We start from the raw sequence: 23,692 nt of genomic DNA on the forward strand, positions 1-23,692 counted from the left end.
ACGACGAAATATTGCGAGGGCCGCATGAATGTGGCTCTACGTTCCCAACACGTCACTCGCCTTGCCGGCCGAGGCTCCGCCGGCGCAACTCGCCTTATTCGGATGATGGAGGAGACAGTTGCGTCTTGAGCCAATCAATCGTCTGGAGTCCTCCTCGATGGAGCATCCTGTGGCAGTTGCTGCATACGCAGGAAAGTTCTGTAAGTCGCGTGTTTCGGCCAGGTTCGGACAGTGCAATAGGATTGTTGTGATGGACTTCGATGAAACCATCGCCATGGCTACCGTATCGCTCTGCGAAGGTGACATCACAGACGTCGCAGGCCAACTTACCGGTCTTCTTGAGAACGTCCTTCTTCTTTTTGGATGCAAGAGTCCAATCTCGCTCCCTGCGTCTGTGTGCAATGATGATGACCGACCCCTCGGCCGAGCCCTCATCCGACTCTCCGTTGTCGTCCCCCGTGATGCCATGCTCCATCCCGTCTCGAACAATAGCGACCGCGATTTTGAGCGCTGGCATATCGGTGGCGTATCGTTTCCATACGGCGACCTCAGTTTTGCTCCCTCTGGACAATCCAACCCGTCCATTGGCTTGAATGGCTGGATCCAAGCGACGGAAGTTCATGAGCTTCATGTAGACGCCATTGACGTTTCGGAACTTCACGGTGCTTGCACGACCGCTTTTCTCGCCTGCGATCTGCAGCAAGTCGGACAGCGCAACAATCGCAGGATGATTTTTGCCGAACGCGGAGTCCTTCAGGGTCAAATAAACGTCGAGCGCGAGGACGTGCTCGTCCCAGTTCCAGTCGGCATTTTCGCCGGGGGATGTGACGTCGAATCCGAGTCCTCGAAGTTTCTTCGCGACATAGGACTTACCTCCGGTGAATCGATCGGCCGAGAGCGCTTCTTCGCCGGCGTATTTGTGGGCGACGCCGAAAATAGCCTTGCTGTCGTAGTTTCTTCCCTCGAAAACGAGGAAGTAGTCCCTGGCCGCCCCGAAGCCATATCTCCTCAGGAATTCTGCCTTACCCAGTCGGTCGTATTCTTCGATCGCGGCCTTGACTGCGGTTGTTGTGAGCTCAGCCATAATTTCCCCCTCCGTCGTGAGGGCACAAGATGAATGCTCTTCCCCGCGAGTTCAAGCAACCGCTGCCAGATGCCATCGAGGCAGAACAAGCGCTGCTCGGCGCCATCCTTCTCAGCAATGACGCATATTGGCGGGTTGCCGGATTCCTGAAGCCGCAGCACTTCGCCGAAAAGATCCACGGCGACCTGTTCGAAACGATGGGAGCGATGATTGCTGAAGGGCGATCAGTCAATCCGATCACGGTCAAGTCGTACCTGCCAGCTGGCTTGATGGTCGGGGAGATCACGCTATTCGAGTATGTGGTGAGGCTGGCCGGCGACGCGATCGGAACAATCAACGCGTATGACTATGCCCGCGGCATTATGGAAATGTGGGCGCGGCATCAGCTGGTAGGCATAGCCCAAGACCTCGACACCATGGCGCGCAACATGCCGGTCGACATGACGCCGGAAAAGATCATCGGTCACGCCGCCGACGAGCTCACCAGGGTGGCCAGGGAAGGAAACGAGCGCGCCGCTTCTGTCCAGTATGGTGTTATCCTGCCGAACGCTGTCACCAAGGCTGCGCAGGCCAGCGGAGACGCATCTTCGCGCATTCCATGGTTCCTGCCGGAGATCACGTCAGCGCTCGGCGATATCCGCCGCGGCAACCTCGTCGGGCTGATGTCAGACAGTGGTGGCGGCAAAACATCTTTCAGCCTGCAGCAATGCCGCTTTGCCGCCTCGCTGGGCTTCAAGAGCGCGTTCTTCTCGATCGAGGTTACCGACGAGGAAGCGGCGCTCCAAGCCGCCGCGCAGCAGTCGCACATCTCGCTTGGCCGGATCGACGCCTACACCCTGAACAGCAAGGAAAGCGGTGATCTCGAGCGCGAGATGATCACGTCGGCTAATCTGCCCTTCTACATCGTCGGCTTTGGCGAATGCACCCTCACCGATATCCGCATCAAGGCCGAAGCCATGGTGAAAAGCCATGGCCTGGATCTGATTATCATCGACCATGCCAAAATGATCACCCTGCCGAACCCAAAGGACATGTTCGCCGAGCGGATCAACGCGCTCTATCGCGGGCTTAAGGCCATCGCGAAGACCCTCAACGTGGCGATCGTCATTCTGATCCAGCGCAACGATGACTGGAAGCAGCGCTTCCGCGCTAACGGCTCGTTCCGGCCGGTTATGGGCGACGCCTATGGCGGTGGCTCGATCAAGCAAGCGCTCGACGTCTGGTTTTCCATCTATCGGCCGGAGCCGCTCTACCGTGAATTGATCCCGACCATGCCGCCGGAGCGCGTCAAGGAGGGAGAACTGACCAGAAAGCAGATGATGATCCAGAAGATGGACGAGTCGCGCGGGAAGGCCGCGATCATCAACCACAAGCGCCGGCGCGGCGAGCCTGGGCAATCGCCTCAGATCGGGTTCGATGCCGAGTTCACTTTGTTCAAGTCGCTGGTCGAGGATCTGCCGCCAGCCTTCGAGGGTTTCTGATGACCAAGCAGCCATCCAGCAGGACGAGGTAAGGGCATGACGGCCGACTTCCTTCCCGAATATTCCCAGATGCCGGTCGGCAACCGCTATCGCCCGCTGTTTCGTCTCTTCGCCGGCAGCGGATGGAAATATGTCCGCAAGAACGGCGCACCGGTTGAATGCGATTCCGCGAGCCAGGCCATTGAAGCCGCCAAGGAATGCGTCAAGCGCATACTCAATCCTACGATCCGCGCCGAGCAGGCCGAAGTGGTCGAGGACGTCCTCGGCGTCGAGGCATGGCAGCGCGAACGGGCAGGGCAGGCCGCCAGAGATCAGCAAGAGGCATTCGGCGCGCTGATCGTGCGTGGCCGGCAGATCGTGGTCGAGAAGCGAAGGGCACGCGCATGATCGATCCGCGCGTCGAAGCACTCTGCCATGAGTTCGGCATCAAGATTGTCGATCGGCATCGCTATCCAGAGCCGGGAGAGACCCGCGCGGTCGAGACCTTGGCGCGCATCCTGCGCCGGCACGGGGAAGGGCATTTGCGCCTGATGCTGTCGACCTTGGCCGAAACCGAAAACAACAAAGGCCAGCTCGACGAGGTTCTGTTCTGGGCGGCATCCGACATGGTCCGGGCGTGTCCCGAGATTGTCGAGCGCCGCGCTGGCGACTGGCTGACGATGTGGGATGCTTGCCCGGTCGGCGAACTGCAGTTCATTGCCCAGGATCTTCGCGGCGTCGTACCACTAAGGTTTGCACTTGACGGCATGCTATACGAGCGGGTGGTCAAAGCATTTGGCCCGCGGGCAATCCAGCCGGATTTGTTCGATGACCGCAGGAGATATTCGGCATGAGTAACGTCGTAACGCTTCATGGGGACAAGCGCTGGAAAGTGGTTCTCGTCTACGGCCACCAGAACGGCCCCATTACGATCGAGCACTTTCTAGAAGAGATTTCCGAGCTTCATAACGTCATTGAACACGGCCCGGACTGGAACACCCTGATCACGTGCACGGTGACAATCAACCGTACGGACGGTGGTGAGGAGCAGAATAGCCAGGAAAAGAAGGGACGCCATGAACATCGGTGAGATCGCGGACAAGTTCATCCGGGCGGCCGAGATCGAACGCGCTAGCCATGAGCATGTCGGGCCGGCCTCGTTGCGGGCGCAGCAGCTGCCTTATGTCCACACCTATTCCGATAAGCTCGGCTGGAGGAAGGAGGTCGGTGACAAGCTCGATCCCAAGGCTGATCCGCTTGCCGAAGAGCGCAAGTCGTTCTGGGACCGCATCGGCGTCATGCCGTCGGCACAGGAGCTCAGCGAGCTCGAGGCGCTGCATGAGTGGCTCGTCGCCGTGGGCAATGAAAAGGAGCGCCGCGCCCTCCTTGCCTGGGCTCGCTCGAAGGTCGGCGGCAAGTCATTCCGGAGCTGGTGCTTCAAGGTGGAGGGCATCCACCCCAACACCGGACGAGACAGGAAAAACCGCGCTTTGCAGCAAATTTCAGCAATTCTCGCCCGCAGGACATCGCAGAATAGCGAAAGCGCCGAAATCAGGCTGTTGCATCACACCCATGAAATCAGGGATGTTTCGGCTACGGTCACAGAAGATGCGGGCGAACGGAACTGTCTCAATTCGTGGATCGCCGACGGCGCCTTCGCCAAGATCCTTTCATCGGAACATGACGACTTCTCTTGGGCAGCCAAGCGAAATGAATTGAGGCGCCAACGAGAGGCCCGGAGGAAGGCGGCGTAGAAAGCGCGTGGCCGAAACCACGCGCCGAAATTTAACCTAGTCCTTGCAGTCGTCGGCTTGCGCAGCAGCGGTTTTGCTTGCCCTGTTGCTGCGCTTCAACGTCCTGTTGTGAAGTGGCTAAGTTTTTGTTGCCGCCGCCCTCTTCAGTCGCCATCGGCATGGTCGCTCCGTCCTTTTGAGCGGAGTCCTTGTTGTCGGGTGTTGCCGATTTTGGTGTCTCTAACGGCGCATGTGTACCATCTTCCGAAATGCCTGCGGTCTGCTCGGTGCCATTTGACGACGCCGACTTGTCAGGGCAGGCAGCCATTGCTGTCCCGGTGCACATAGAGATCAGGGCTGCGAAGATCAAAGCTGGTGTCTTCATGATACTTTTCCTGGTTGCGGAAGGTGCCCAGGAAAAGAACTGGCAGCAGGTCGCTTTGTTCCGAAGCGGGTGCTCGTACCGCAACCCGTCAGACGCCAGCAGGCCGCGAAGCAGAAGGCGGCATAAAGTTCCTCCTTTGTGAACATGCTTTCGTCATTCTGGCTTTGCCGATATGAGTGGGTCTCGCTTGGGGAGATCGCGCCATTGTGAAAACGATCGCAGCCGGTGTTGGCTTGGGCTTGGTGGGGTTTCTCATCGCAGTTTTCGCAGCGGGCGCCGGACATGGGACAAACATTCCCGGCTTCGTCGTGGTCCCATGGATGATGCTGCTGTTGCTAGCACGCTTCGGGACGCTGATTTTGTTGCTCGCAGCATGCGCCCAGTTCGTAGTCTACCTTTGGTCAATTCGCTCCAAGCCAATACTCGCGCTGCCGATCGGAATGGCTCACTGCGTCGCCGCGGTCTGGGGGATGAATCTCAACGGGATTTTGTTCTGAGGCTGAAGCCTCGTGCAAGGCTGAGGCCAGGAGGCGGCAGCTGAAGGCGGCTTAGTCAGATAGCGTTCCCCATTCGGGGTTCCACTCGACACCATCTTTCAATTCGACAGAGCACTCGACGCCTTCTTTTGACGCCGTGTGCCTAGCGTGGTCCAGCATTTCAGCAGGATCGCCGATTGGCGACCACTCGTAATGGTCCCCTTCGGGAACGGGGCCTCTCTTGTTTATGGTAGCCTTCAGGGTTGAGCCGTCGTCATCGAGATGGATCGTCACCAGATAGAACGGCTTAGTCTCTTCCCCGCTGAAACGGCGGTACGTGGTCATAGGCGCCATGCTGGGTATCCTCCGCCTAAGTTGGCTTTGAACCAAACCACTGAAAGCTACCATGGGCAAGATCGTCATGCTGATCGCGGCGGTGCTGCATCATGCATCATGCCACCGTGAGAGCGTCACTGCTGCCCGGGTGCTGAGCTTTGGCTCTTGAAGCCAACATCCTCGAGTTCGAATGCGCCTGAAGCTTCGTCCACGCTAAGAACCTTAACGAGCATGTTGCTTGGGAAGCACTCATCAATTGATCGAGGCTTTGCGTTTTTGTCTTTTGCTCTCGCGATGATGACCTTCACCCAGCCGTCGCAATGGTCGAGTGCCCAGCGAAGGTTTCTCATCATTTCGTTGTGCCCGGGACTATTCCTGCTATTTGCCCAAATAGGGCCACGTTCGTAGACGCGCCTGTTCCCTTTACGAGAGAATTCGTCCTGCCAAAGAGTTACTACCACCGTTTTGGCATCCTCATTCCTCGCCGACCAACTCCAGTTGACGTTAACAGGCTTCGTTCCGAAGTGAGCAAAGCTTTGAGTGTGGTTAAACTTTTTGGCCATGGTCTTGTGCTCCCATTCCACGGAATCACACTGTGGACGAGACGTTGAGCGACCGAAGCCCGAGCCAAGCCGGAGGTGGGAACGTTATGGAATATTTCATTGCCCCACCCAACGTTTGAAAACAATCAAAGGTAATCAGACGTGGGTCGCGGTGGCAAGAGAAAGTGGGCAGGCTCCGAAGTGCCGACTGAGCTACGGGTTCGCCTTCTTCTTCAAAGCCGTCAACCGGGCGAGCAAAGACGTATATTGATAGACCGCCTTCAGGAGTTCTTTCGCTAGTTCGATCGCAAGCTCGGACTCTTCTTTGCCGATTTTATCATAGTCCTTGGCCTCGATGTGCGCGGCGTCATTACCGAGAATGCGGAGTTCGTCGGCGGCGCTTAGCAGCTCTGTCGGAATGACAGCTACGCTGTTCAAGGCCGCCAGCCTTGCTTTTAAATCTTTGCCTTTGGCCGCCTTGTCCTCGCAGAGTTCCTCAAGCGTCCGTCGTACCATAAGGGCGGCAGCGCGATAGCATCCGGCAGCATGGCATTTGATCGCCTCTTCGAGCGAGGCCAAGATATCGGATGGCAGGTTGGTGGCATCAAAATCGATCACCTCCGGCGGGTAGGAGATCATTTCATCACGGGATGTCGCCACAAACACCAGTGAAAGGCACTCGGGATTGGGGCATTGTCTCATTCCGGCAACGGCAGTCTTGCCGACATGCCGGCCGCCAGGCTCCTCCCACCTGATGAGCCAAGCAACATCGTGGCACTCGGAAAAACCGTGAAACGACCCGGCGTGATGGCAATGGGGGCACCGAAGGGATACGATTGCGCTCCTCTGGACCGCAACGTTTTCCTTCAAAGCAAGATCCACTGGCCGCCTCCTGTCTGAAAAACAATCAAACCCGAATCAAACAATCAAACATGGCACGTGGTGGCAATAGACCAGGCGCCGGGCGCAAGCGTGGTGCACCGAATAAAGCATCAGCGGCGCGCCAAGCGAAGGTTGCGGCGACGGGCGATACCCCGCTCGACTATATGCTGAAGGTCATGCGCAATCCGAAGGCTGATGCCTCGCGGCGCGACGATATGGCGAAGGCGGCTGCCCCTTATGTCCATCCGAAGCTGGCCACAATGCAGCATACCGGCCGCAACGGCGGCCCGATCCAGACCGTCGACCTGACAAAGCTGAGCGGTGATGACCTCGCACGTCTCGAAGACATCTTCGGTCCGCTTGCCGGACCCGGCGACGATGATGCGCCTGATCAGGGCGGAGAAGGCGAGGCGAGAGGCTGAGGCTGAACGGCAGCGGGTTTCTCACGATGCGGAGCGGATCAGGGCAAGGTGCCAGACGCTCGCCGGCTTCGTTCGTGAAGCCTGGCATGTCGTCGAGCCGAACTCGACCTTTGTCCACGGCTGGCACCTGGACGCGATCTGTGCGCACCTCGAGGCGGTAACAGACGGCAGGATCAATCGCCTGCTGATCAATGTGCCTCCGGGCACGATGAAGTCGCTGCTGACGTCGGTTCTCTGGCCGGCATGGGAATGGGGACCGATCGGGCGCCCATCGCTCCGGTACCTGACGACCAGCTACGCGGAGAAGTACGTCAAGCGCGACAGTCGCCGCATGCGCGACCTGGTGCAGTCGGATTGGTATCGGGCGCTTTGGCCTGAGGTGGAGTTGGTCAGGGCGGGCGAGGCGTCGTTCGCCAATACCAAGACCGGGTTTCGTGAAGGTGTCCCGTTCGCCAGCCTGACCGGCGGCCGCGGCGATAGGGTAATCATCGACGACCCGCACTCGACGGAAACGGCGGAATCGGAAGCGGAGCGGCTGAACACAACGCGCATCTTTCGCGAGAGCGTGCCGACCCGGCTCAACGATCCGATCCGATCCGCGATCATCGTGATCATGCAGCGCCTGCACGAGGAGGATGTTTCCGGGCAGATCATCAAGCTTGGCCTCGGCTACGAGCATCTGATGATGCCCATGGAGTTTGAGGTCGACCGGGCCTGCCGGACGTCGATCGGGTTTGAGGATCCTCGTACCGAAGAAGGGGAATTGCTCTTTCCGGAGCGCTTTCCTCGCTCTGTCGTCGAGCGCGACAAGGTGCCAATGGGCTCCTATGCGGTCGCAGGCCAGTTCCAACAGCGGCCGGCGCCTCGTTCCGGCGGCATGTTCCAGCGGGGCGATTTCCAGATCGTCGATGCGGTACCGGCCGGCGCCATTAGGTGCAGGGCGTGGGATTTCGCGGCCACACAGCAAAAGGCGGGGAAGCAGCCGGATTGGACCGTCGGTCTCAAGATGGCGTGGCATGCCGGCACCTTCTATGTCGAAGACGTCAGGCGCGATCGCTGGTCGCCTGGTGATGTCGAGAAGAACCTGAAGAACACCGCCAGCCAGGACGGCTTGGAAGTCCGGATCCGCATGCCGGAAGATCCGGGCGCCGCTGGTAAAGCTGATGCCCAGACCAAGATGAAGCTGTTGGCTGGCTATAACGTGACGGTAGTTCGGCCGACTGGTGAGAAGGCGGTCCGCGCCAAGCCAGCATCTGCCCAGGCCGAGGCGGGCAACGTAAAGCTGCTTCGCGCCGCGTGGAATGAGACCTTCCTAGATGAGGTCTGCTCGTTCCCCAATGCGCAATTCGACGATCAGGTCGATGCCTTCGCCGATGCTCTGAATGAGTTGGCGCTGGGATCGACCTTCACGCTCGATAACGTTTAGGTATCGGTATACTCCGGCATGTCCTTGAGCTGGTCCTCCGTCCATGTGGTGACGGCGTGAACATCACCGTCTTCGTCACGCATGAAGTCCAACTGGCTGGCCGGAACCGCTACTTGCTTGGCGCCAATACCGAGAAAGCCGCCGACATAGATGATGACTGTGGCGGTACTCCCCGTGCCATCTACACCGGAGACCCGCCCGATGTTCTCATCATCGGGGCCGTAGATCGTGGCATCCTCGAGAATATCGGGTGTGAGTTCCGCCTCAGTTAGGCGGACATGATTGGTGTGGTCCATTGCTTTGGCTCCTTGTGGGTTCGATCGGCCCTAATCCGCCGCAAGGGCCATCTGTTCCGAAGGAAGCCAGGTAGATGGCAAATGTGATCTCGCTGTTTCGCGACAGTCTGACCAATTTGGTCTCCCGCATGGGGACCGAGCGGGATAAGGCATCGGCCAGCTACTACGGCCTGCCTATCCTTGACGACAATCAGCTGCTTAACGCCTATCGGGGCGCTTGGCTGCCGCGGAAGATCGTCGACATCCCGGCGTTCGATTCCGTCCGGGCATGGCGCGACTGGCAGGCGGAAGGGGGTGACATCGAACTGATTGAGTCGGAAGAGAACCGACTCAATGTTCGCGGAAAAGTTTTGGAGGCAAGGGTCAAGGCGCGTCTGTTCGGCGGCGCTGCGATTCATATAGGGGTAGGCGATGCTGATTTAGCCCAGCCACTCGATCCCGAGCGGGTCAAGAAAGGCGGCATCAAGCACCTTACCGTGCTTTCTCGCCGGCAGCTCTCCGCTGGTGAGTTTGAGCGAGACCCGGCATCCGAATGGTACGGTAAGCCGAAGGACTACAAGCTGACGGCAGGCGACAGGGTGCAGATCGATATCCACCCGTCCCGCCTGGCCATCTTCGCTGGCAATGCTCAGCCCGACATTGACCTGGTGGCCTCCTCCGATCTCGCTTGGGGCGATAGCGTCCTCTTGGCGGTGATGGAGGCGATCAAGCAGGCGGATAACACCTCGGCCAACATCGCCTCCCTCGTGTTCGAGGCGAAGGTCGACATCATCCGCATCCCGAACTTCATGGCGAGCCTGGCCAACGAGGATTATAAGCGCAAGATCCTCGAGCGCTACACGCTGGCCAACACTTCGAAGGGCATCAACGGCACACTGATGCTCGACAAGGAGGAGGAGTACGAGAGCAAGTCGACTTCATTCGCGACCTTGCCTGATGTGCTCGATCGGTTTCTGCAGATCGTCTCCGGCGCGGCCGATATCCCGGCCACCCGTCTTCTAGGCCAAGCCCCGGCAGGAATGAACGCCACCGGTGAATCGGACCTCAGGAACTATTACGACCGGCTCCAGGCTATGCAGGCGATTGAGATGACACCGGCCATGGCGAGGCTGGACGAGTGCATCATCCGCAGCGCCACCGGCGCGCGGGATGCATCGATCTATTACGAATGGGCGCCGCTCTGGGGCATGTCCGACAAGGAAAAGGCCGACGTCTTCAAGACCAAGGCCGATGCGGCGCGCGCCATTGCCGGCGGGAGTGGTCAACAGCCCCTTATCCCGATCGATGCGCTGTCCGACGCCTTGGTCAACGCCCTTGTCGAAGATGGCTCACTCCCCGGGCTGGAAGCGGCGATCGACGAGTATGGCAAGCTGAGCGAGCAGGAGCCGGATGACGAGGAACTGGCCGCGGCGGGCGGGCGCGGAACCGACCAAACATTGACTATAGGTCGTTAGGCCTTCTCGAAATACATATATCCGACTTTGCCAGTGCCTCCATGGTTCATGCCTACGATCCAGAATGCGTCCTGATCATAGTGTCGTATTAGATGCCTACTGATCAGGTTTCGCATCAACTGTGATGCCGAATGGATGTCGTCAAGTTTGGGCGCCACGTTTTTACCCAAGTTCTTGACGGAGCCTTTGTGCAGGATTTCTCCGCACCTCCTGTAGAGCGCGACAAGACCGTCTCTCGTCAACGCATCTCCGTTGAATTTCGTAATTGTGCCATGTGGCACGTCTTGAGCGGCCAAGGGCTCCGGGAAGAAGTCAGGGTAGGCTTTTGCCATTTCATTTACGACTTTGTCTGCCTGATAATCCTTCCGTACCCTCGAAATGTTAGGGACGTTGTCGTGCATCACAGCACACCCTAGAGCTATAAGTTCGCAAACCATCCTAATTTGTAGGTAGCAGCTCTCTTCTCTCAAGTTCGCAGGCGTTTGGAGTTGGCCAGACCTCAGGAAATCCAACCATGCGAAGCGCACTTTAATTTCCTCCATCAGCTTGATGTACGTCAGCACTGATTGTTCGTTCGTCGCCATCGCCCTCGGCCTCCATAGTTCTCTCAGTACTCTTGGAAGGATGCTAGCTGACGCAATTCACAACGTCGCGGCAATCGTGCTGGGGGGGAGTGTTCGAGGACCTGAGCGGATTAGCGACGGGGCTTGATGGCGTCATCCGCGCCCATCGCAAAGCCCCACTGGTATTCGGACTGCCCTCTCGCTCGGCGATACTGCGGAATATCCAGCATCTCCGCGGCTCCTGGCACTGAAGCCCAGCCGTCTCGATACCCGTCCTCATACGATTTGTCGGCATTCTTAGGCACGTTGGTCATTGTCGCCTCCATCTTGTGACAACCTACAGGAACATCCTAGCGATGCAATTCACCGATGCTGTAACTGTCGCGGGAACGCGCCGGACTGAGGACGGCTATCTCGTTGCCGAGGCGCGCTGTGTGCGTACAGGCACCCAGATTTATGCCGGTGATGAGGTCGGCAAGCCCGAGCTCAAAACGGTGCGGGTCTATCGAGGCCCAGATCAGGTGTTCGCCGACGGATCGCTGCAGTCATTCAGCCATGCGCCGGTGACCATCAATCACCCCAAGGAAATGGTGACTGCGGAGACATGGAAGGATTTGGCGGTAGGCGAGGTCAGCACAGCCGCCAAGAAGGACGGCGAGTGGATCATGCTGCCGCTGATCCTGAAGGATGCCGCCGCTATCAAGTCCGTTGAGGACGGCAAGCGCGAGCTCAGCGCCGGGTATTCCTGCACTCTGGACTGGACGCCTGGCACTGCCCCTGATGGCCAGGCCTTCGACGCCCAGCAACAAGACATCAAGATCAACCATCTCGCGCTCGTCGATCGGGCCCGAGCTGGTTCCAAGGCTCGCATCGGTGATGCGGGAGGCTGGGGCATCGCCCCGATCAACGACGAAGAGAAAGGAACCCGGTCAATGACCGATAAACTCCGTACCGTGCTTGTGGACGGCCTGTCGGTCGAAACGACCGATCAGGGCGCACAGGCAATCGAAAAGCTGCTGAAGGACCTGCAGTCTTCGGCGGCGAAGCTCGCCGACCTCGAGACCAAGCATCAGACCGCCATCGCGGCCAAGGATGCCGACCTCGCGAAGGCCCATGCCGAACGTGACGACGCCAAGGCCAAGGTCCTCGACGCCGCCGCGCTCGACAAGCTCGTACAGGCCCGCGCCGATCTCATCGGCAAGGCCAAGGCGATCGCCAAGGACGTCAAGACCGACGGTCTCAGCGATGCTGCCATCCGCAAAGCCGCCGTTGCCGCCAGGCTGGGTGATGCGGCCATTGCCGACAAGGCCGACGCCTACATCGACGCCCGCTTCGACATCCTCGTCGAGGACGCACTGAAGGACGCCGGTGGCGCTGATCAGTTCCGCACCGTTGTCGCCGGCGGCATCAAGACCGTTGACACCGCTCCGGCCTCAACCGCTCACAAGGCCATGACCGACCATCTGTCGTCGGCCTGGCAGAACCAGAAGGGAGCAGCCTAATGCCTGCGGTCCAGACCACTTACAATGCCCAGCACGCACGCTGGATCGAGGGCATGGTCCTCAACATGGAGCCGTCCGTCGTCGTCTCGCGTCTTTGCGAAGACGTCGAGGGCGTCGGCTTTGGCAAGGTCGCCGTTCAGGGTACGGCCGACAACCAGGTCGTCGACTCCGAAGCGACGGCAAAGTTCTGCGGTATCGCCGTGCTCGACGAAACCCAGCCAACCGGCAAGTATGAGCAGTACGCCACCGCGGCGATCATGAAGAAAGGCGTCATCGTCGTCCAAGCCTCGGAGGCGGTCGCCGTCGGCGATCCGGTCTACTACACCCCCGCCACCGGCGTTCTGTCCAAGACTGCGACGGCCAACACCCTCATCGCCAACGCCCAGTGGGATACCAGCACTTCCGGTGCCGGCCTCGCTGCTCTGCGCCTCGGCTAACAGGAGCACCCTCAATGAACGTTCACATCACCCAGGATGCTCAGCAAGTCGCGATGAGCTTCCTTATCCGTCAGGCTTCGCTCATCGAGCCGACGGTCTATGCGACGCGCTACCAGGACATCCAATATCCGTCGCTAGTCCCGGTCGACACCTCGGCGCCGGAATGGATCCAGTCCGTCACGTACTTCTCGATGGACGCGGTCGGTCAGGCGCAGTGGTTTAACGGCAACGCTCACGACGTCCCGAAGGTCGAGATGACCCGCGAGAAGTTCGAGACGACCGTTTCCATGGCCGCGATCGGCTACGGCTACAATCTTGAGGAACTGGGCACTGCCCAGCTGCTCGGCATGAATCTCTCCTCGGACAAGGCAGCCTCGGCCCGCCGCGTCGCGGAGGAGAAGATCGAGAACGTCGCCTTCATCGGCGATACCGGCAAGGGCTTCACCGGCCTTGTCAACTCGTCGACCCCGACCGCGACCACGGCTCCCGCCGACGGCACCGGATCGGCGACGACGTTCGCCTCGAAAATCCCGGATCAGATCCTCCGCGACATCAATGGTCAGCTCACCGGCATTTTCACCGGCACGCTGGGCGCGGAGATCGCGGACACGCTGCTGCTGCCGTATTCGGTGCTGCTCGACCTCTCGACGCGCCGCATCGATGCGGTGAACCAGACCACGATCCTCGAATGGATCGAGCGGAACAACATCTATACCCGCACCACCGGCGGGCAGTTGCTGATCCGTGGCGTGTTCGGCTTCCTCGACACGGCCGGCGCCTCCAGCACCAAACGCATGGTCGCCTACCGCCGCAGCCCGGAGGTACTGAAGTTCCACATGCCGATGCCGTTCCGGTTCCTGCCGGCATGGCAGACCGGGCCGATCAAGTTCGACGTGCCCGGAATCTTCCGTCTCGGGGGCGTCGATATCCGCCGGCCGAAGGCGATCCGCTATCTCGACGGCATCTAAGGAGGCCACGATGAAAGTCACCAACAACCAGGCGGGCCCGCGTGGCCTGAACACCAAAGCTGGCCCGGTCCTCGTCGATCCGGGCCAGACCGTCGACGTCGAGATGGAAGCCGCAGAACTGAAGGTTGCCAAGGCAACTGGATGGTTCGATTTCAGCAAGGGTGCGGCGAAAGCAGAGAGCGACGATGCGCCGAAGGCCGTGCACTACGGCGGCGGCAAGTTCAATGTCATGAAGGGCGAGGAGGTGCTTCTATCCGGCCTCAACAAGGCCGATGCGGACGCCTTCAATGCAATGTCTGCCAAAGACAAGGCCGCCTATATCGAGGCCGCCAAGCAGTAACAAAAGAACAATGGGCCGCCACTGACCGGCGGCCCTAATGTTCAATCCTTCAAGGCATCCCGGATTTTATCCTTTGCCTTGCCGACGCCCTTTTGAAGGGAGCCTTCGGCCTTGTCAGCGGCTCCGTCAGCGCGAAGCTTGTCGTCGCCTGTCGCCTTGCCGACCTTATCCTTCACGTCGCCGCGGAGTTTCTTCGCGGTGCCCTTTACTTCGTCTTTGTGCATCGTCTTTCTCCTTTTTGCGCAGAACCAACGTAAGCGGAACCTGAACGTTCCAGAGTGAGCAGGATCGGCATGGCTGGATACGGTGATGACGCGGGCTTCACGGCCTATGCAGCCGCAGCCGGCTATACCGTGCCCGTTGGTACGATCAGCGCGGCCCGCCAGCGCGGCAGCGCCTATATCGACGGCACCTATGGGATGCGCTTCCCCGGCGTACCCACTGGCGGTCTGGCTCAGGAGCGAGCATGGCCGCGCACTGGCGCCACGGTCTACGGAGCGACCCTTGCCAGCGACCTCATCCCGCAGCGGGTGATCGACGCCAGCTACGAGGCCGCTTACCTCGAACTGAACAACCCGGGATCTCTATCCGTCACGTTCGATCCTGCCAGGAAGGTGAAGCGCCAGAAGGTCGAGGGGATCGAGCGCGAGTTCTTCGAACCTGGTGACGCCAGCTTCTGGGCACCGAATGCGCCGGTCTCTTCCACCATTGACGGGCTACTTGCCCCACTGATCGGCCCTGTGGCAGGGCTTCCTGATATCCTGGTCGTGTGATGGCGAACGCCTTCTATGACGACATGGCCACAATGGCCACGGAAATGCTCGGCGAGTTCAAGCAGGGCGTTGTGAGCCTGGAGCGGGTTACAACGGCCGATTCCGACCCGGCGACACCATGGATACCGGGTGAGGCCACTACGACGGTCTATCCGCTCGATGCGGTGGTGAAGCGGGTCCACCAGCGCTACGAAAACGGCGTCCTGATCGTCGAGACCGGCGACTTGGTGACGTTCGCCGTGCCGGCTGTGGCGCCATCGCTTACCGACAAGCTAATTATCGACGGTGCTGAGCGGGCTATCACGAACCTGACGCCAATCCCGGCGGCAGGAACGATCGTGGCGTGGAAGGCGTGGTGTGGGAGTTAATCCTCCTCATTGGGAATGATATCTCCGGTCTTTCGCTCGATCTCGTCCATCGTCGCTCCAGTGCCCGCGTGAGGCCATAAACCAGGTAAAACTTCCTCTGCGTCCTTCTGGAAATCGCTTTTTGCCCCGACATCGTCGCCTTTGTCGTCCACTCCCGAAATGCCGCTCGGGGAAGCCGAGTCGTCATCTTCGCCATCGCCAGGAGTTTCCTCTCCTGACCATACTTGGTCGTCAGTGTCTTCTAGATAGTCAAGCCTCTCTGCATTGCCATTCTGATCTTGATCATCGTCCGGTTGCTCAGGAACACCGTATAGTTCGTCGATCTCTTGCTCATATTCCTCTTGGTCACGGTCGAAAATAACCTCAACCTCGGCCGCCTGCGTGTATGAAGTGATCTGTAGTAATAACAGAAAGATCAGAGTGTTTCTCACGTGCCCTCCACCAAGGTCCGCATCAACTAAGGAGAATGGTATGCACGCTGAGTATCTGAAACTGCGGACGTAGAAACGAACTCAGCAGCATGCTCAAAAGGCTATCACCCCGCGAGCGGTTCGAACAGCTTGTCTCGACTTATGAGCCGATGCTACGCGCCGCCTTCATTGAGGCAATCGACGACATCCGCTCCAACATCGTCTTGCGCCGCATTGTGGAACGCCTGGAACGCGGCGACATCAACGGCGCAATCGCGGCGATGCATCTCGACGAAGCCGCATTCCGGCCTCTGGACGAAGCGATCCGGCAGACCTTCAACGGCGGCGGTGTTGCCACGGTCGAGCAGATGCCGGCGCTGCGCGATCCGGAAGGCCATCAGATCGTGGTGCGGTTCGACGTCCGCAATCTTGAGGCAGAAGCCTGGCTGCGCGATCACTCGGCGGCGCTGATCACCAACATCGTGGCCGATCAACAAGTCGCCGTCCGCGCTGCACTGGAGGAAGGGCTGTCGCGCGGTGCTAATCCGATCGCAACTGCCCTCAACGTGGTTGGACGGGTCAGCAGGGTCACAGGCGCACGCGAGGGCGGGATGATCGGGCTTACCACAGCCCAAAGCGAATACGTTGCCCGAGCCCGCCAAGAACTGCTCACAGGTGAGCCCGATCAGCTGAAGCGATATCTGGAGCGGAGCAGGCGAGACAAGCGGTTTGATCGCACAGTCACAGCAGCCGTCAGAGACGGTAAATCAATTCCCTTCGAATCCGTTAACCGTATCGTCGGGCGGTATTCGGACAATCTGCTGAAGCTCCGCGCGGACACGATCGGCCTTCACGAAACCTTCGCCGCCTTGGGCGCGTCCAAGGACATCGCCTTTCGGCAGCAAATCGAGCGGGGTAATATCCGGGCCGATCTCGTCACGAAGACGTGGAAGCACACGCCTCAAGAAAAGCCCCGGATGCAGCATGTCGCCATGCAGGGGCAGAAGGTCCAATTCGATCAGCCCTTCATAGCACCCGATGGAACTGAGATCCCGTATCCGCATGCTCCCGGCGTGCCGGCGAGGCACACGCTCGGTTGCAAATGCTTCTGCGAATACAAGATCGATTTCGCCGCGAGATTGGTGCGCTGATGGCCCAGTCGTTTGCCGCTACGGTCGGCGCGTGGGCTTTGAAAGTCGAAGGGGCTCTGCAAGCAATCTTTCAGGAGAGCGCGCAGGAATTGGTCAGCCAACTCGATCAGCTCTTGGTCGACATGGTCTATGCTCAACCGCAACCGGCGGGGTATACGAGAACCGGCTTCCTCCGGGCCTCATTCATGGCCTCGACCACGGGCATGCCGCAACCGACGAGGGATGGCCCAGGCATCTCGGTGCCGCCCGACCACGGCGAGGTGGTCCTAGTCATAAACGGCGCTGACCTCAGCGATACTTTGTACCTCGGCTACACGGCAGACTATGCCGCGTATGTCCATTATGGCGCTCAGGGCAGGGCACCTCGGCCATGGGTGGATCTTGTTGCGCAGCGCTGGGTTGCGATTGTCGAGACCAAGGCGGCCGAAGTGAAACAACGGCTCGGGCTCTGAAATGCCAACGCTACAGTCATCTATCGAGGCGGCTCTGTTCGCCCGCGTTGCCGCGCTCGTGCTTTCGCCAGTCCTGCCGATTGCGTGGCCGAACGTGGCCTTCACCAAGCCGGCAACTGGGTATCTCCGCGTTAATCACACGCCGAACACCGCGCGGCGTCTGTTCATCACGGGGACCGATCCTCATCAGCGCATGGGCTTGTTGCAGATCGATGCTTTCCAGAAACTCAATGCTGGCGCCTCAGCAGCAACCGAGATAGCCGGGCTGATCGCCGCGTGGTTCCCGTGCGATCTGCCATTGTTCCAAGACGGCATCCGAATTCGGGTCACGAAAGCCCCGGACGTTGCCGGCGCGCTATCGGACGATACCCACTGGATGGTTCCGGTGGTCATCTCTTACGAAGCTTTTGCCTGACGCCATAAGCCGCCCCTGGCGAGGGCAATCCACTTAAAACCTGAAAGGAGGCCGTGATGGCCATCAAAGTCTCGCCCGTTGCGGGGTGCCACTTCTATATCGGTTCTGCCCCGGTCAACTTGCCTGATGATGACGTCACCGAAGCCGATTTCGCCGCCGTGACATGGATCGAGGTCGGCCAGTACCAGTCGATGGGCAACGCCGGCGATGCGACCCAGAACATCTCGACTGATCTCATCAACCGGCGCCGCACCATGAACACCAAGGGGAGCCGCCAGGCGCCGCAGAGGAGCGACAATTTCGCCCTCAATCTCAATGATCCCGGTCAACTGGCAATGATCGCGGCAGAGCAGACCGACTACAATTACCCATTCCGCATCGACATGAACGACGCTCCGGTGCCGAAGTCGGCCACGGCAACCATCACGATCGCTTCGCCTGGTGTGGTGACGTGGACGGGCCACAATCTGGCAGCCAATACACCAGTCAAATTCGCGACGACTGGCGCCCTTCCAACAGGCCTGGTCGCAGGCACCACCTACTACGTCAAGACGGTGATCGACGCGAACACCTTCACGCTGTCAGCCATCCCCGGCGGCACCGTAATCGCCACTTCGGGTACGCAGTCGGGTGTGCATACCGCGACGACAATTCCGACCCCGTCAAAGCGTCTTTGCATGGGCATGGTCACGGGCGCTGAGGAAGGCATGGGCGGCGCCAACAGCATCGAAATGCTGAACACCACGGTCATGGTCAACAGCAACTATGTGCGCGTCGCGGCGCTCGGCTAACAGGAGACTGAGATGAAGATCACGAATACAGGACCGGCAGCCCACACTCTGTCGCATGCCGGGCAGGAGTATCTGCTGGCCCCGGGCAACAGCGTCGAGATCGCCCTAACCAAGGAAGAAGCCGCGGCGATTCCGCAGCCATTCGTTGCATCCGGGGAGCCGGTCGCTGCCGCCAAGCCTGAAAAGGCCAAGGCGGACTTCAAGAGCGAGGCCAAGTGATGGCGAAGGCAACACTTGGGATCGGAAACGTCGACATCGAGCTCGACGGAGAGATTGTAACCTTGAAGCCGACCCTGCAGGCGGCACAGGCGATTTCTCGCCAGCGCGGCGGCATCATGGCGGCTATCCGCGCCGTCGGCGAGTTCGACTTCGACGTGATCGTTGCGGTCATTACCCTCGGCCTTGGCGCTACCGGGAAAGAGGCCAAGGAAATTCCCGACCAGGTGTACCGGACAGGTCTACCTGACCTCACCGCACCGCTGATCCGCTTCTTGTCCATCATCGCCAACGGCGGCAAGCCTCTGGACAATGGAGGGTCGGACGAAGACCAGGGAAACGCGGAGAGCCGATAACTCTGGTCGAAGTATATGACGAGTTGGCCGAGATCGCCCTTGGCTGGCTCGGCTGGACCGAGGAGCAGGCTCTCCGAACCGATGTCAACGCGATCCGCGTGGCCTACCAAGGCCGTACATCAATGCTACGTGCCATCTTCGGAGGGGAGGATGAGCCGGAGCGGAAAAAGCAACCAATTACCACAGGCGATCAGTTCGATGCGATGTTCGGCGTCGGGCGGGATTGAGAGCCGATACGAGTTGAAGCCTACCGATCCCACCGGAGAAATCCATGTCCGTTGCTCAACTTGGTATTGAAGTCCGGTCTGAGCAGGCTCGGGCGGCTGCGGCAGATCTGGAGAAGCTGAGCGCATCGTCCGCCCGTGCAGAAGCAGCAGTCCGCACCTTGGGAACTGGAACGGAGCGGGTGTCAACTCAGGTCCGTTCCCTTGTCGCTGGTGCCGAAGCTGAGACACGGGCGCTTGCCATGGCGACGTCTGCGGCGAACAGCAATACGCGAGCTATGGAGGCGAACGCACAAGCAAGTCGTCTCGCGGCCGCGCAGCGCGCCAATCTGATTTTCCAGCTGAACGATGTTGGTGTTTCGCTCGCATCGGGCATGAGCCCCTTGATGGTTGCCATCCAACAAGGGTCTCAAATCGCCACGATCTATGGTCCAGGAGGTCTGGGCAAAGCCCTGGCAGAGACGGGCCGGATGGCCGCGGCTATGGCCGTGCGGTTTGCGCCGCTGGTTGCCGTCGTCGGTGCTGCCTACGGCGCGTACAAGCTTCTCCAGCAGTATTCGGCGCAGGCGGCAGTTGCCGTTGATTCTGCTACTGCAGCCCTCGCCGCTCAGGCCGCACCCCTCAGCGAGGTGAAGTCCGGCATCAGCGAGCTGGTCAGCCTGCAAGGGAAGTATCAAGCCGCCATCAACGCTACATGGCGCACGCAGGACGCTGCCACGGCGGGAATCATCGCGGCAACCGAACGCGAGTTCAACGCGAAGAAATCCCTCCTCGAGATAGAGGTCAGGCGCCAAGAAGCAGCGATCCAAGCCCAGCGTGCCGAGATGGCGGCTGCCGCAATCCAACTCCAGCGTGAGGTGGGGCAGCAAGTAATCACAAGGGCCGATCTGGAGCGGCAGGGATTTGCAGATCCGCGCATCAACGGGGGAGTGCCCTTTGTTCGCTTGCCGGACGACATCACGGGCCTGGAAAAAACCCGCGAGGTTCTCGAAAAAAGCCCACTGAACGACAAGATCAAGGAGCTGCGGGCCAATCTCGAATTGACGGAGATCGGCGCTCAGAAACTACGAGATGCGCTGAAAGCCGCATTCAATGACGGCACGTTGCTGCCTGGCGGAGCAAACAGCGGCACTGTCGCGAGCGACGGCCCGATCCCAATCCCACATTTCCGTGGCATCGATGACATACCGCTGGATATTGAGGTCTACAATGAGCTGATCAAGTCAGGAAACGCGCGACTTGTTCAGATGCAGCAGGAGCAAGCCGGCCTTGGTCTGCTCGGCGCCGCCGCTCAGGCCTATCGGTTTGAAATGGATGCGATAAACGCAGCGGCGGCCAAAAACGTCGAGCTTAATCCAGACCAAATTGCTGGCATTCGTGCCCTAGCCGAAGCCTATGGAGAGGTGGCTGACGAGGCGGCGAGGGCGAAACTAGGCGCTGACCTTGCTTTCGAGCGCTCGCAACAGTTCCTCAGCCCCCAGGAACAGGCGATTGCAGCGAGGTTTCGCGGCACGGGTATCGGGATGAACTCTCTCGAAGCGCAAGCGATGCGCGACATGAACCAGTTCGCCGACGCCAAGGATCTGGCCGAGGGCTTCCTGACCGATTTCAAGTCCGAACTGATGCGCAACGGTGGCGATGTCGGCAAGGCGCTGGGAGAGTCGATCCTTAACGCCCTAACGGCATCGATGGATAAGCAACTGGCGAATATCTTCGATCGCTTGGCGACGGCGTTTGCGTCCGTGATGACTGGTCAGCAGCCTGGCGCGTCGGCGATTGGAGCCGCCTCGTTCGGAACAGTCGGCGGGTTCGCCTCGATGTTGGGCATCGGCGCCAATGCCAACTATGCGCCCGGCGCGGTGACGCGCGCGCCCGTGACCGCAGTCGGACCGATGTCCGCATATCGCGATGCCATCAAGTCGATCGAAAGCGCTGGCAGTGGCGGCTATTCCGCCCTGGGCCCGGTTCTGAAGAACGGCAATCAGGCTCTCGGCGCCTATCAGGTGATGCAGAGCAATCTGCCGTCATGGACCCAGGAGGCGTTTGGAACGCCGATGTCGCGCAGCCAGTTCCTTGGCAATCCAGCAGCCCAGGATGCTGTCTTCGACCAGCAGTTCGGCAAGTCTCTCGCCAAATACGGAAACCCGCAGGATGCCGCCTCCGTCTGGTTCACAGGTCGGCCTCTCGCCGCTGGCGCTGGTGCCTCCGACGTTCTTGGAACCACCGGATCGGCCTATGTGAACAAGTTCAATGCGGCGCTGGCGAAGGCCTCCGATGGTCTCGGCGGCTTCGACAACACCGTCACCAACGCCATCAAAACGATCGGCGGAACGGATGGCGGCGGTCTGGCCTCGATACTCGACGGGCTGAAGCCGGGGAATTTCCAGGCCAATACCTCGCTGTCGGCGATCCTCGGCTATGGTGGAGCGGCCGCACCAGCCCCCGCTGCTAGCGGCGGAGGCGGCTTCCTCTCCATCCTGCTCGGCTTCCTGCCGAATCTCTTCGGCTTTGCCGGTGGCACCGAAAACGCTCCGGCGGGCTGGGCGTGGGTCGGCGAGCGTGGTCCAGAACTGCGCAAGCTGCGCTCCGGCGACGTTATTCGCAGCCATGGCCGCTCGATGCAGATGGCCAATGAGAACGCTAAAGGATCGCGCCAGACAGGCCCGGCGAAGGTCGATCTGCACGTCAATGTGTTCGGCGGCAGCGGCGACGAACACGTCCGGATGCTGGCTCGTCAGGGCGCGCAGGAAGCTATCGGGCAATATCACGAGGCGCAGTCCCGTGGCGGGTTTGGTGAACTACAGCGGCAATATGCTTCGCAGAAGGGCTAGGGCATGGGTCGCTATACCGGGTTGCCCACGCTCGACATCGACTTCATCAAGGCGTCGGAAATGTCGTTCGACACCAAGGGCGGCGGTATCGAGGGCGGTCGCAACGGTCTGGGTGAGTCCGTCACTATCGAGACGACTGGCGGTCCTGTTTTCGTCGCCAGCTATGAGAACTGCCTTGCGCAGCAACCGGAGGAGCACGAGTACATCAATCGGGTAGCTGCCCGGATGAACAACTCGGTCCGCTTCATTAATGTGCCCGTCCTTTCAGATTACGTGGGACCGTTTCCGCTCATCAGGGGGCGGCCAACGCCGATCATCAGCGGTATTCCGCATTCCGACGGTGCGCTGTTTTCCGACGATTCCGGCTACAGCCAGGCAACGGTGTTTGGAACCATGGGCGCCGCGGCCGCGCTCAATGCAGGGCAGATCACGCTCAACATCTTCGGAGCGTCGCGAAAGCTGCGCTGGTCGGATTGGTTCTCGATCTACCATCCGATTAAGGGATGGCGCATCTATCGCTACTGGGAAGCATCAGATCCGGTCGAGGTAACCGCCGTAGTTGATGGCGTCAGCTACACCGGTTCGCAATATGTGCTGGCGCTCGATATTCCGCTGCGCGAGGCGGTCCCTGCCGGCACTCGCATCGAATTCGCCCGGCCGCGTTGCGTCTGCAAGTTCCCGGTCGGCTTTACGCTGGCGTGGCGGGTCAAGGGCTTCATGCGGGCCAATGTCAGCTTCAATTTCGTTGAGGCTTTCTGACCGATGGCCTGGCAGGATCTGATCGGCTCGTACTCCGTCCAGTACGTGCCGCAAGCCGTGCTCGACGCCATGGCGACAAGCCATACCCTTGGCATCTTCTTTCGTCTGGAGACTGATCCAGGCCTGCATATCTGGGCAGGGGTCAACGACATCCCGGCCGGGTTCGACAGCATCGATCCAGACGGGACGGTCTATCTCGGTGGCGGCCGATTGCTGAACATCCCCGCCCTGGAGGTATTGGTCAACGGCCAGTCGAGCTCAGTTGAGTTCGGCATCGCCGGCATCGATCCGTCCACCGCTCAAAAGGTGGTGGACACCATGCCGGATGTCCGCGGTAAGGACCTGAAGATCGGCTTCACTACGCTCGATGAATACTACCAGCCGATGTCCAGCATCGTGGCGCTGTGGACTGGGACGGCGTCGCACCCGACTGAATCGTCTCCTCTTGTAACGGGCGGCGAGAACAAGAAGACCAATCTGAGCCTCGCCGTCGTCTCGGGCACCAACACCAGATCGCGAGCATCCCAGGTGCTGTGGACGCCTGCACATCAGAAGGCTCTCTATCCGACAGACGAGTTCTGCTCGGGCGTTGCTCGGCTCGGCCGGGGTGTCGCGCCGGCGTGGCCAGACTACTAGCCCA

35 protein-coding genes are annotated in these 23,692 nt (G+C 59.9%); 25 read left to right on the plus strand and 10 right to left on the minus strand.

Annotation, left to right across the window (positions count from 1 at the left end; translation table 11 throughout):
* Positions 1-94: 94 nt before the first annotated feature.
* On the minus strand, positions 95-1,084 hold the full coding sequence (locus ACWTU7_RS26210; RefSeq protein WP_455841101.1) for an HNH endonuclease: 990 nt from the start codon (positions 1,082-1,084) through the stop codon (positions 95-97).
* Between the two features lie 29 nt (positions 1,085-1,113).
* Here ACWTU7_RS26210 and ACWTU7_RS26215 point away from each other — a divergent pair, with 29 nt between their 5' ends.
* The 5 genes from ACWTU7_RS26215 to ACWTU7_RS26235 are packed head-to-tail and all read left to right on the plus strand — an operon-like array spanning position 1,114 to position 4,298.
* Positions 1,114-2,565: a DnaB-like helicase C-terminal domain-containing protein gene (locus tag ACWTU7_RS26215; RefSeq protein ID WP_455841102.1), complete on the plus strand. Its 1,452-nt coding sequence runs from the start codon at positions 1,114-1,116 to the stop codon at positions 2,563-2,565.
* A gap of 36 nt (positions 2,566-2,601) precedes the next feature.
* Positions 2,602-2,952, plus strand: coding sequence for a hypothetical protein (locus ACWTU7_RS26220; protein ID WP_455841103.1), 351 nt, complete (start codon positions 2,602-2,604; stop codon positions 2,950-2,952).
* Positions 2,949-3,398, plus strand: a complete 450-nt coding sequence (locus tag ACWTU7_RS26225) for a hypothetical protein (protein WP_455841104.1) — start codon at positions 2,949-2,951, stop codon at positions 3,396-3,398. Before ACWTU7_RS26220 ends, ACWTU7_RS26225 begins: the two co-directional genes overlap by 4 nt.
* A complete protein-coding gene (locus tag ACWTU7_RS26230) occupies positions 3,395-3,634 on the plus strand; it encodes a hypothetical protein (protein WP_455841105.1) in 240 nt (79 codons plus the stop codon). The genes ACWTU7_RS26225 and ACWTU7_RS26230 overlap by 4 nt, the downstream gene beginning before the upstream one ends.
* The gene (locus tag ACWTU7_RS26235) at positions 3,621-4,298 is read left to right on the plus strand and encodes a hypothetical protein (RefSeq protein WP_455841106.1); all 678 of its coding nucleotides are present in this window, start codon (positions 3,621-3,623) and stop codon (positions 4,296-4,298) included. The genes ACWTU7_RS26230 and ACWTU7_RS26235 overlap by 14 nt, the downstream gene beginning before the upstream one ends.
* A gap of 31 nt (positions 4,299-4,329) precedes the next feature.
* Here the strand turns inward: ACWTU7_RS26235 and ACWTU7_RS26240 are convergent, their stop codons facing one another.
* Positions 4,330-4,662, minus strand: a complete 333-nt coding sequence (locus ACWTU7_RS26240; RefSeq protein WP_455841107.1) for a hypothetical protein — start codon at positions 4,660-4,662, stop codon at positions 4,330-4,332.
* A 206-nt stretch (positions 4,663-4,868) separates the two neighbouring features.
* On the opposite strand from ACWTU7_RS26240, the gene ACWTU7_RS26245 reads away from it, so the two are divergent.
* Positions 4,869-5,159 carry a hypothetical protein gene (locus ACWTU7_RS26245; protein ID WP_455841108.1) on the plus strand — a complete coding sequence of 97 codons (291 nt, stop codon included), beginning with the start codon at positions 4,869-4,871 and terminating at the stop codon, positions 5,157-5,159.
* A gap of 51 nt (positions 5,160-5,210) precedes the next feature.
* Here ACWTU7_RS26245 and ACWTU7_RS26250 read toward each other — a convergent pair whose 3' ends face one another.
* From ACWTU7_RS26250 to ACWTU7_RS26260, 3 genes are all read right to left on the minus strand, one after another.
* Positions 5,211-5,492, minus strand: a complete 282-nt coding sequence (locus ACWTU7_RS26250; protein ID WP_455841109.1) for a hypothetical protein — start codon at positions 5,490-5,492, stop codon at positions 5,211-5,213.
* A gap of 116 nt (positions 5,493-5,608) precedes the next feature.
* Positions 5,609-6,037, minus strand: a complete 429-nt coding sequence (locus tag ACWTU7_RS26255; protein WP_455841110.1) for a hypothetical protein — start codon at positions 6,035-6,037, stop codon at positions 5,609-5,611.
* A 192-nt stretch (positions 6,038-6,229) separates the two neighbouring features.
* Positions 6,230-6,655, minus strand: coding sequence for a DUF4145 domain-containing protein (locus ACWTU7_RS26260; protein WP_455841111.1), 426 nt, complete (start codon positions 6,653-6,655; stop codon positions 6,230-6,232).
* Positions 6,656-6,852: 197 nt separating this feature from the next.
* Between ACWTU7_RS26260 and ACWTU7_RS26265 the strand changes: the two genes are divergently transcribed.
* Positions 6,853-7,320: a hypothetical protein gene (locus tag ACWTU7_RS26265; protein ID WP_455841112.1), complete on the plus strand. Its 468-nt coding sequence runs from the start codon at positions 6,853-6,855 to the stop codon at positions 7,318-7,320.
* Entirely contained in the window at positions 7,277-8,746 is a 1,470-nt protein-coding gene (gene terL / locus ACWTU7_RS26270) for a phage terminase large subunit (RefSeq protein ID WP_455841113.1), read from the plus strand. The genes ACWTU7_RS26265 and terL overlap by 44 nt, the downstream gene beginning before the upstream one ends.
* Here terL and ACWTU7_RS26275 read toward each other — a convergent pair.
* Positions 8,743-9,042, minus strand: coding sequence for a PRC-barrel domain-containing protein (locus tag ACWTU7_RS26275; protein WP_455841114.1), 300 nt, complete (start codon positions 9,040-9,042; stop codon positions 8,743-8,745). The genes terL and ACWTU7_RS26275 overlap by 4 nt on opposite strands.
* Before the next feature lie 74 nt (positions 9,043-9,116).
* Between ACWTU7_RS26275 and ACWTU7_RS26280 the strand changes: the two genes are divergently transcribed.
* Positions 9,117-10,496 (plus strand): DUF1073 domain-containing protein, encoded by a 1,380-nt coding sequence (locus ACWTU7_RS26280; protein WP_455841115.1) that lies wholly within the window; start codon positions 9,117-9,119, stop codon positions 10,494-10,496.
* On the opposite strand, the gene ACWTU7_RS26285 is transcribed toward ACWTU7_RS26280, so the two are convergent.
* Together ACWTU7_RS26285 and ACWTU7_RS26290 are read right to left on the minus strand one after the other, a co-directional pair.
* Positions 10,493-11,080, minus strand: a complete 588-nt coding sequence (locus ACWTU7_RS26285) for a hypothetical protein (protein WP_455841116.1) — start codon at positions 11,078-11,080, stop codon at positions 10,493-10,495. The two genes, ACWTU7_RS26280 and ACWTU7_RS26285, sit on opposite strands and share 4 nt — an antisense overlap.
* A 110-nt stretch (positions 11,081-11,190) precedes the next feature.
* Complete coding sequence (locus tag ACWTU7_RS26290) at positions 11,191-11,373, minus strand: hypothetical protein (RefSeq protein WP_455841117.1); 183 nt, start codon at positions 11,371-11,373, stop codon at positions 11,191-11,193.
* A gap of 42 nt (positions 11,374-11,415) precedes the next feature.
* On the opposite strand from ACWTU7_RS26290, the gene ACWTU7_RS26295 reads away from it, so the two are divergent.
* From ACWTU7_RS26295 to ACWTU7_RS26310, 4 genes are read left to right on the plus strand one after another with little or no spacing between them, the layout of a single operon-like run.
* The gene (locus ACWTU7_RS26295) at positions 11,416-12,561 is read left to right on the plus strand and encodes a DUF2213 domain-containing protein (protein WP_455841118.1); all 1,146 of its coding nucleotides are present in this window, start codon (positions 11,416-11,418) and stop codon (positions 12,559-12,561) included.
* Positions 12,561-12,998: a DUF2190 family protein gene (locus ACWTU7_RS26300; protein WP_455841119.1), complete on the plus strand. Its 438-nt coding sequence runs from the start codon at positions 12,561-12,563 to the stop codon at positions 12,996-12,998. The genes ACWTU7_RS26295 and ACWTU7_RS26300 overlap by 1 nt, the downstream gene beginning before the upstream one ends.
* Before the next feature lie 14 nt (positions 12,999-13,012).
* Positions 13,013-13,966, plus strand: coding sequence for a DUF2184 domain-containing protein (locus tag ACWTU7_RS26305; protein ID WP_455841120.1), 954 nt, complete (start codon positions 13,013-13,015; stop codon positions 13,964-13,966).
* A gap of 10 nt (positions 13,967-13,976) precedes the next feature.
* Complete coding sequence (locus ACWTU7_RS26310) at positions 13,977-14,306, plus strand: hypothetical protein (protein ID WP_455841121.1); 330 nt, start codon at positions 13,977-13,979, stop codon at positions 14,304-14,306.
* A gap of 41 nt (positions 14,307-14,347) precedes the next feature.
* On the opposite strand, the gene ACWTU7_RS26315 is transcribed toward ACWTU7_RS26310, so the two are convergent.
* Positions 14,348-14,530, minus strand: coding sequence for a CsbD family protein (locus ACWTU7_RS26315; protein ID WP_455841122.1), 183 nt, complete (start codon positions 14,528-14,530; stop codon positions 14,348-14,350).
* A 69-nt stretch (positions 14,531-14,599) separates the two neighbouring features.
* Between ACWTU7_RS26315 and ACWTU7_RS26320 the strand changes: the two genes are divergently transcribed.
* Both ACWTU7_RS26320 and ACWTU7_RS26325 read left to right on the plus strand, forming a co-directional pair.
* The gene (locus tag ACWTU7_RS26320) at positions 14,600-15,079 is read left to right on the plus strand and encodes a DnaT-like ssDNA-binding protein (RefSeq protein WP_455841123.1); all 480 of its coding nucleotides are present in this window, start codon (positions 14,600-14,602) and stop codon (positions 15,077-15,079) included.
* A 32-nt stretch (positions 15,080-15,111) separates the two neighbouring features.
* Positions 15,112-15,447: a hypothetical protein gene (locus ACWTU7_RS26325; RefSeq protein ID WP_455841124.1), complete on the plus strand. Its 336-nt coding sequence runs from the start codon at positions 15,112-15,114 to the stop codon at positions 15,445-15,447.
* Here the strand turns inward: ACWTU7_RS26325 and ACWTU7_RS26330 are convergent.
* Positions 15,444-15,878, minus strand: a complete 435-nt coding sequence (locus ACWTU7_RS26330; protein ID WP_455841125.1) for a hypothetical protein — start codon at positions 15,876-15,878, stop codon at positions 15,444-15,446. The genes ACWTU7_RS26325 and ACWTU7_RS26330 overlap by 4 nt on opposite strands.
* A gap of 149 nt (positions 15,879-16,027) precedes the next feature.
* Here ACWTU7_RS26330 and ACWTU7_RS26335 point away from each other — a divergent pair, with 149 nt between their 5' ends.
* The 10 genes from ACWTU7_RS26335 to ACWTU7_RS26380 are packed head-to-tail and all read left to right on the plus strand — an operon-like array spanning position 16,028 to position 23,688.
* Positions 16,028-17,008, plus strand: a complete 981-nt coding sequence (locus ACWTU7_RS26335; protein ID WP_455841126.1) for a head morphogenesis protein — start codon at positions 16,028-16,030, stop codon at positions 17,006-17,008.
* Positions 17,008-17,460, plus strand: a complete 453-nt coding sequence (locus ACWTU7_RS26340; RefSeq protein WP_455841127.1) for an HK97 gp10 family phage protein — start codon at positions 17,008-17,010, stop codon at positions 17,458-17,460. Before ACWTU7_RS26335 ends, ACWTU7_RS26340 begins: the two co-directional genes overlap by 1 nt.
* A gap of 1 nt (position 17,461) precedes the next feature.
* Positions 17,462-17,875 carry a phage tail terminator-like protein gene (locus ACWTU7_RS26345; protein WP_455841128.1) on the plus strand — a complete coding sequence of 138 codons (414 nt, stop codon included), beginning with the start codon at positions 17,462-17,464 and terminating at the stop codon, positions 17,873-17,875.
* Between the two features lie 56 nt (positions 17,876-17,931).
* The gene (locus tag ACWTU7_RS26350; RefSeq protein ID WP_455841129.1) at positions 17,932-18,666 is read left to right on the plus strand and encodes a hypothetical protein; all 735 of its coding nucleotides are present in this window, start codon (positions 17,932-17,934) and stop codon (positions 18,664-18,666) included.
* 12 nt (positions 18,667-18,678) lie between these two features.
* Positions 18,679-18,885 (plus strand): hypothetical protein, encoded by a 207-nt coding sequence (locus tag ACWTU7_RS26355; RefSeq protein WP_455841130.1) that lies wholly within the window; start codon positions 18,679-18,681, stop codon positions 18,883-18,885.
* Positions 18,882-19,238, plus strand: a complete 357-nt coding sequence (locus ACWTU7_RS26360; protein WP_287160503.1) for a hypothetical protein — start codon at positions 18,882-18,884, stop codon at positions 19,236-19,238. Before ACWTU7_RS26355 ends, ACWTU7_RS26360 begins: the two co-directional genes overlap by 4 nt.
* A 23-nt stretch (positions 19,239-19,261) precedes the next feature.
* A complete protein-coding gene (locus ACWTU7_RS26365; RefSeq protein ID WP_455841131.1) occupies positions 19,262-19,465 on the plus strand; it encodes a hypothetical protein in 204 nt (67 codons plus the stop codon).
* Between the two features lie 44 nt (positions 19,466-19,509).
* Complete coding sequence (locus ACWTU7_RS26370) at positions 19,510-22,293, plus strand: phage tail length tape measure family protein (RefSeq protein ID WP_455841132.1); 2,784 nt, start codon at positions 19,510-19,512, stop codon at positions 22,291-22,293.
* A 3-nt stretch (positions 22,294-22,296) separates the two neighbouring features.
* Entirely contained in the window at positions 22,297-23,052 is a 756-nt protein-coding gene (locus ACWTU7_RS26375) for a hypothetical protein (RefSeq protein WP_455841133.1), read from the plus strand.
* Between the two features lie 3 nt (positions 23,053-23,055).
* Positions 23,056-23,688: a hypothetical protein gene (locus ACWTU7_RS26380; RefSeq protein WP_455841134.1), complete on the plus strand. Its 633-nt coding sequence runs from the start codon at positions 23,056-23,058 to the stop codon at positions 23,686-23,688.
* Positions 23,689-23,692: the final 4 nt, after the last annotated feature.

This window comes from Mesorhizobium sp. BHscii (assembly GCF_053848065.1).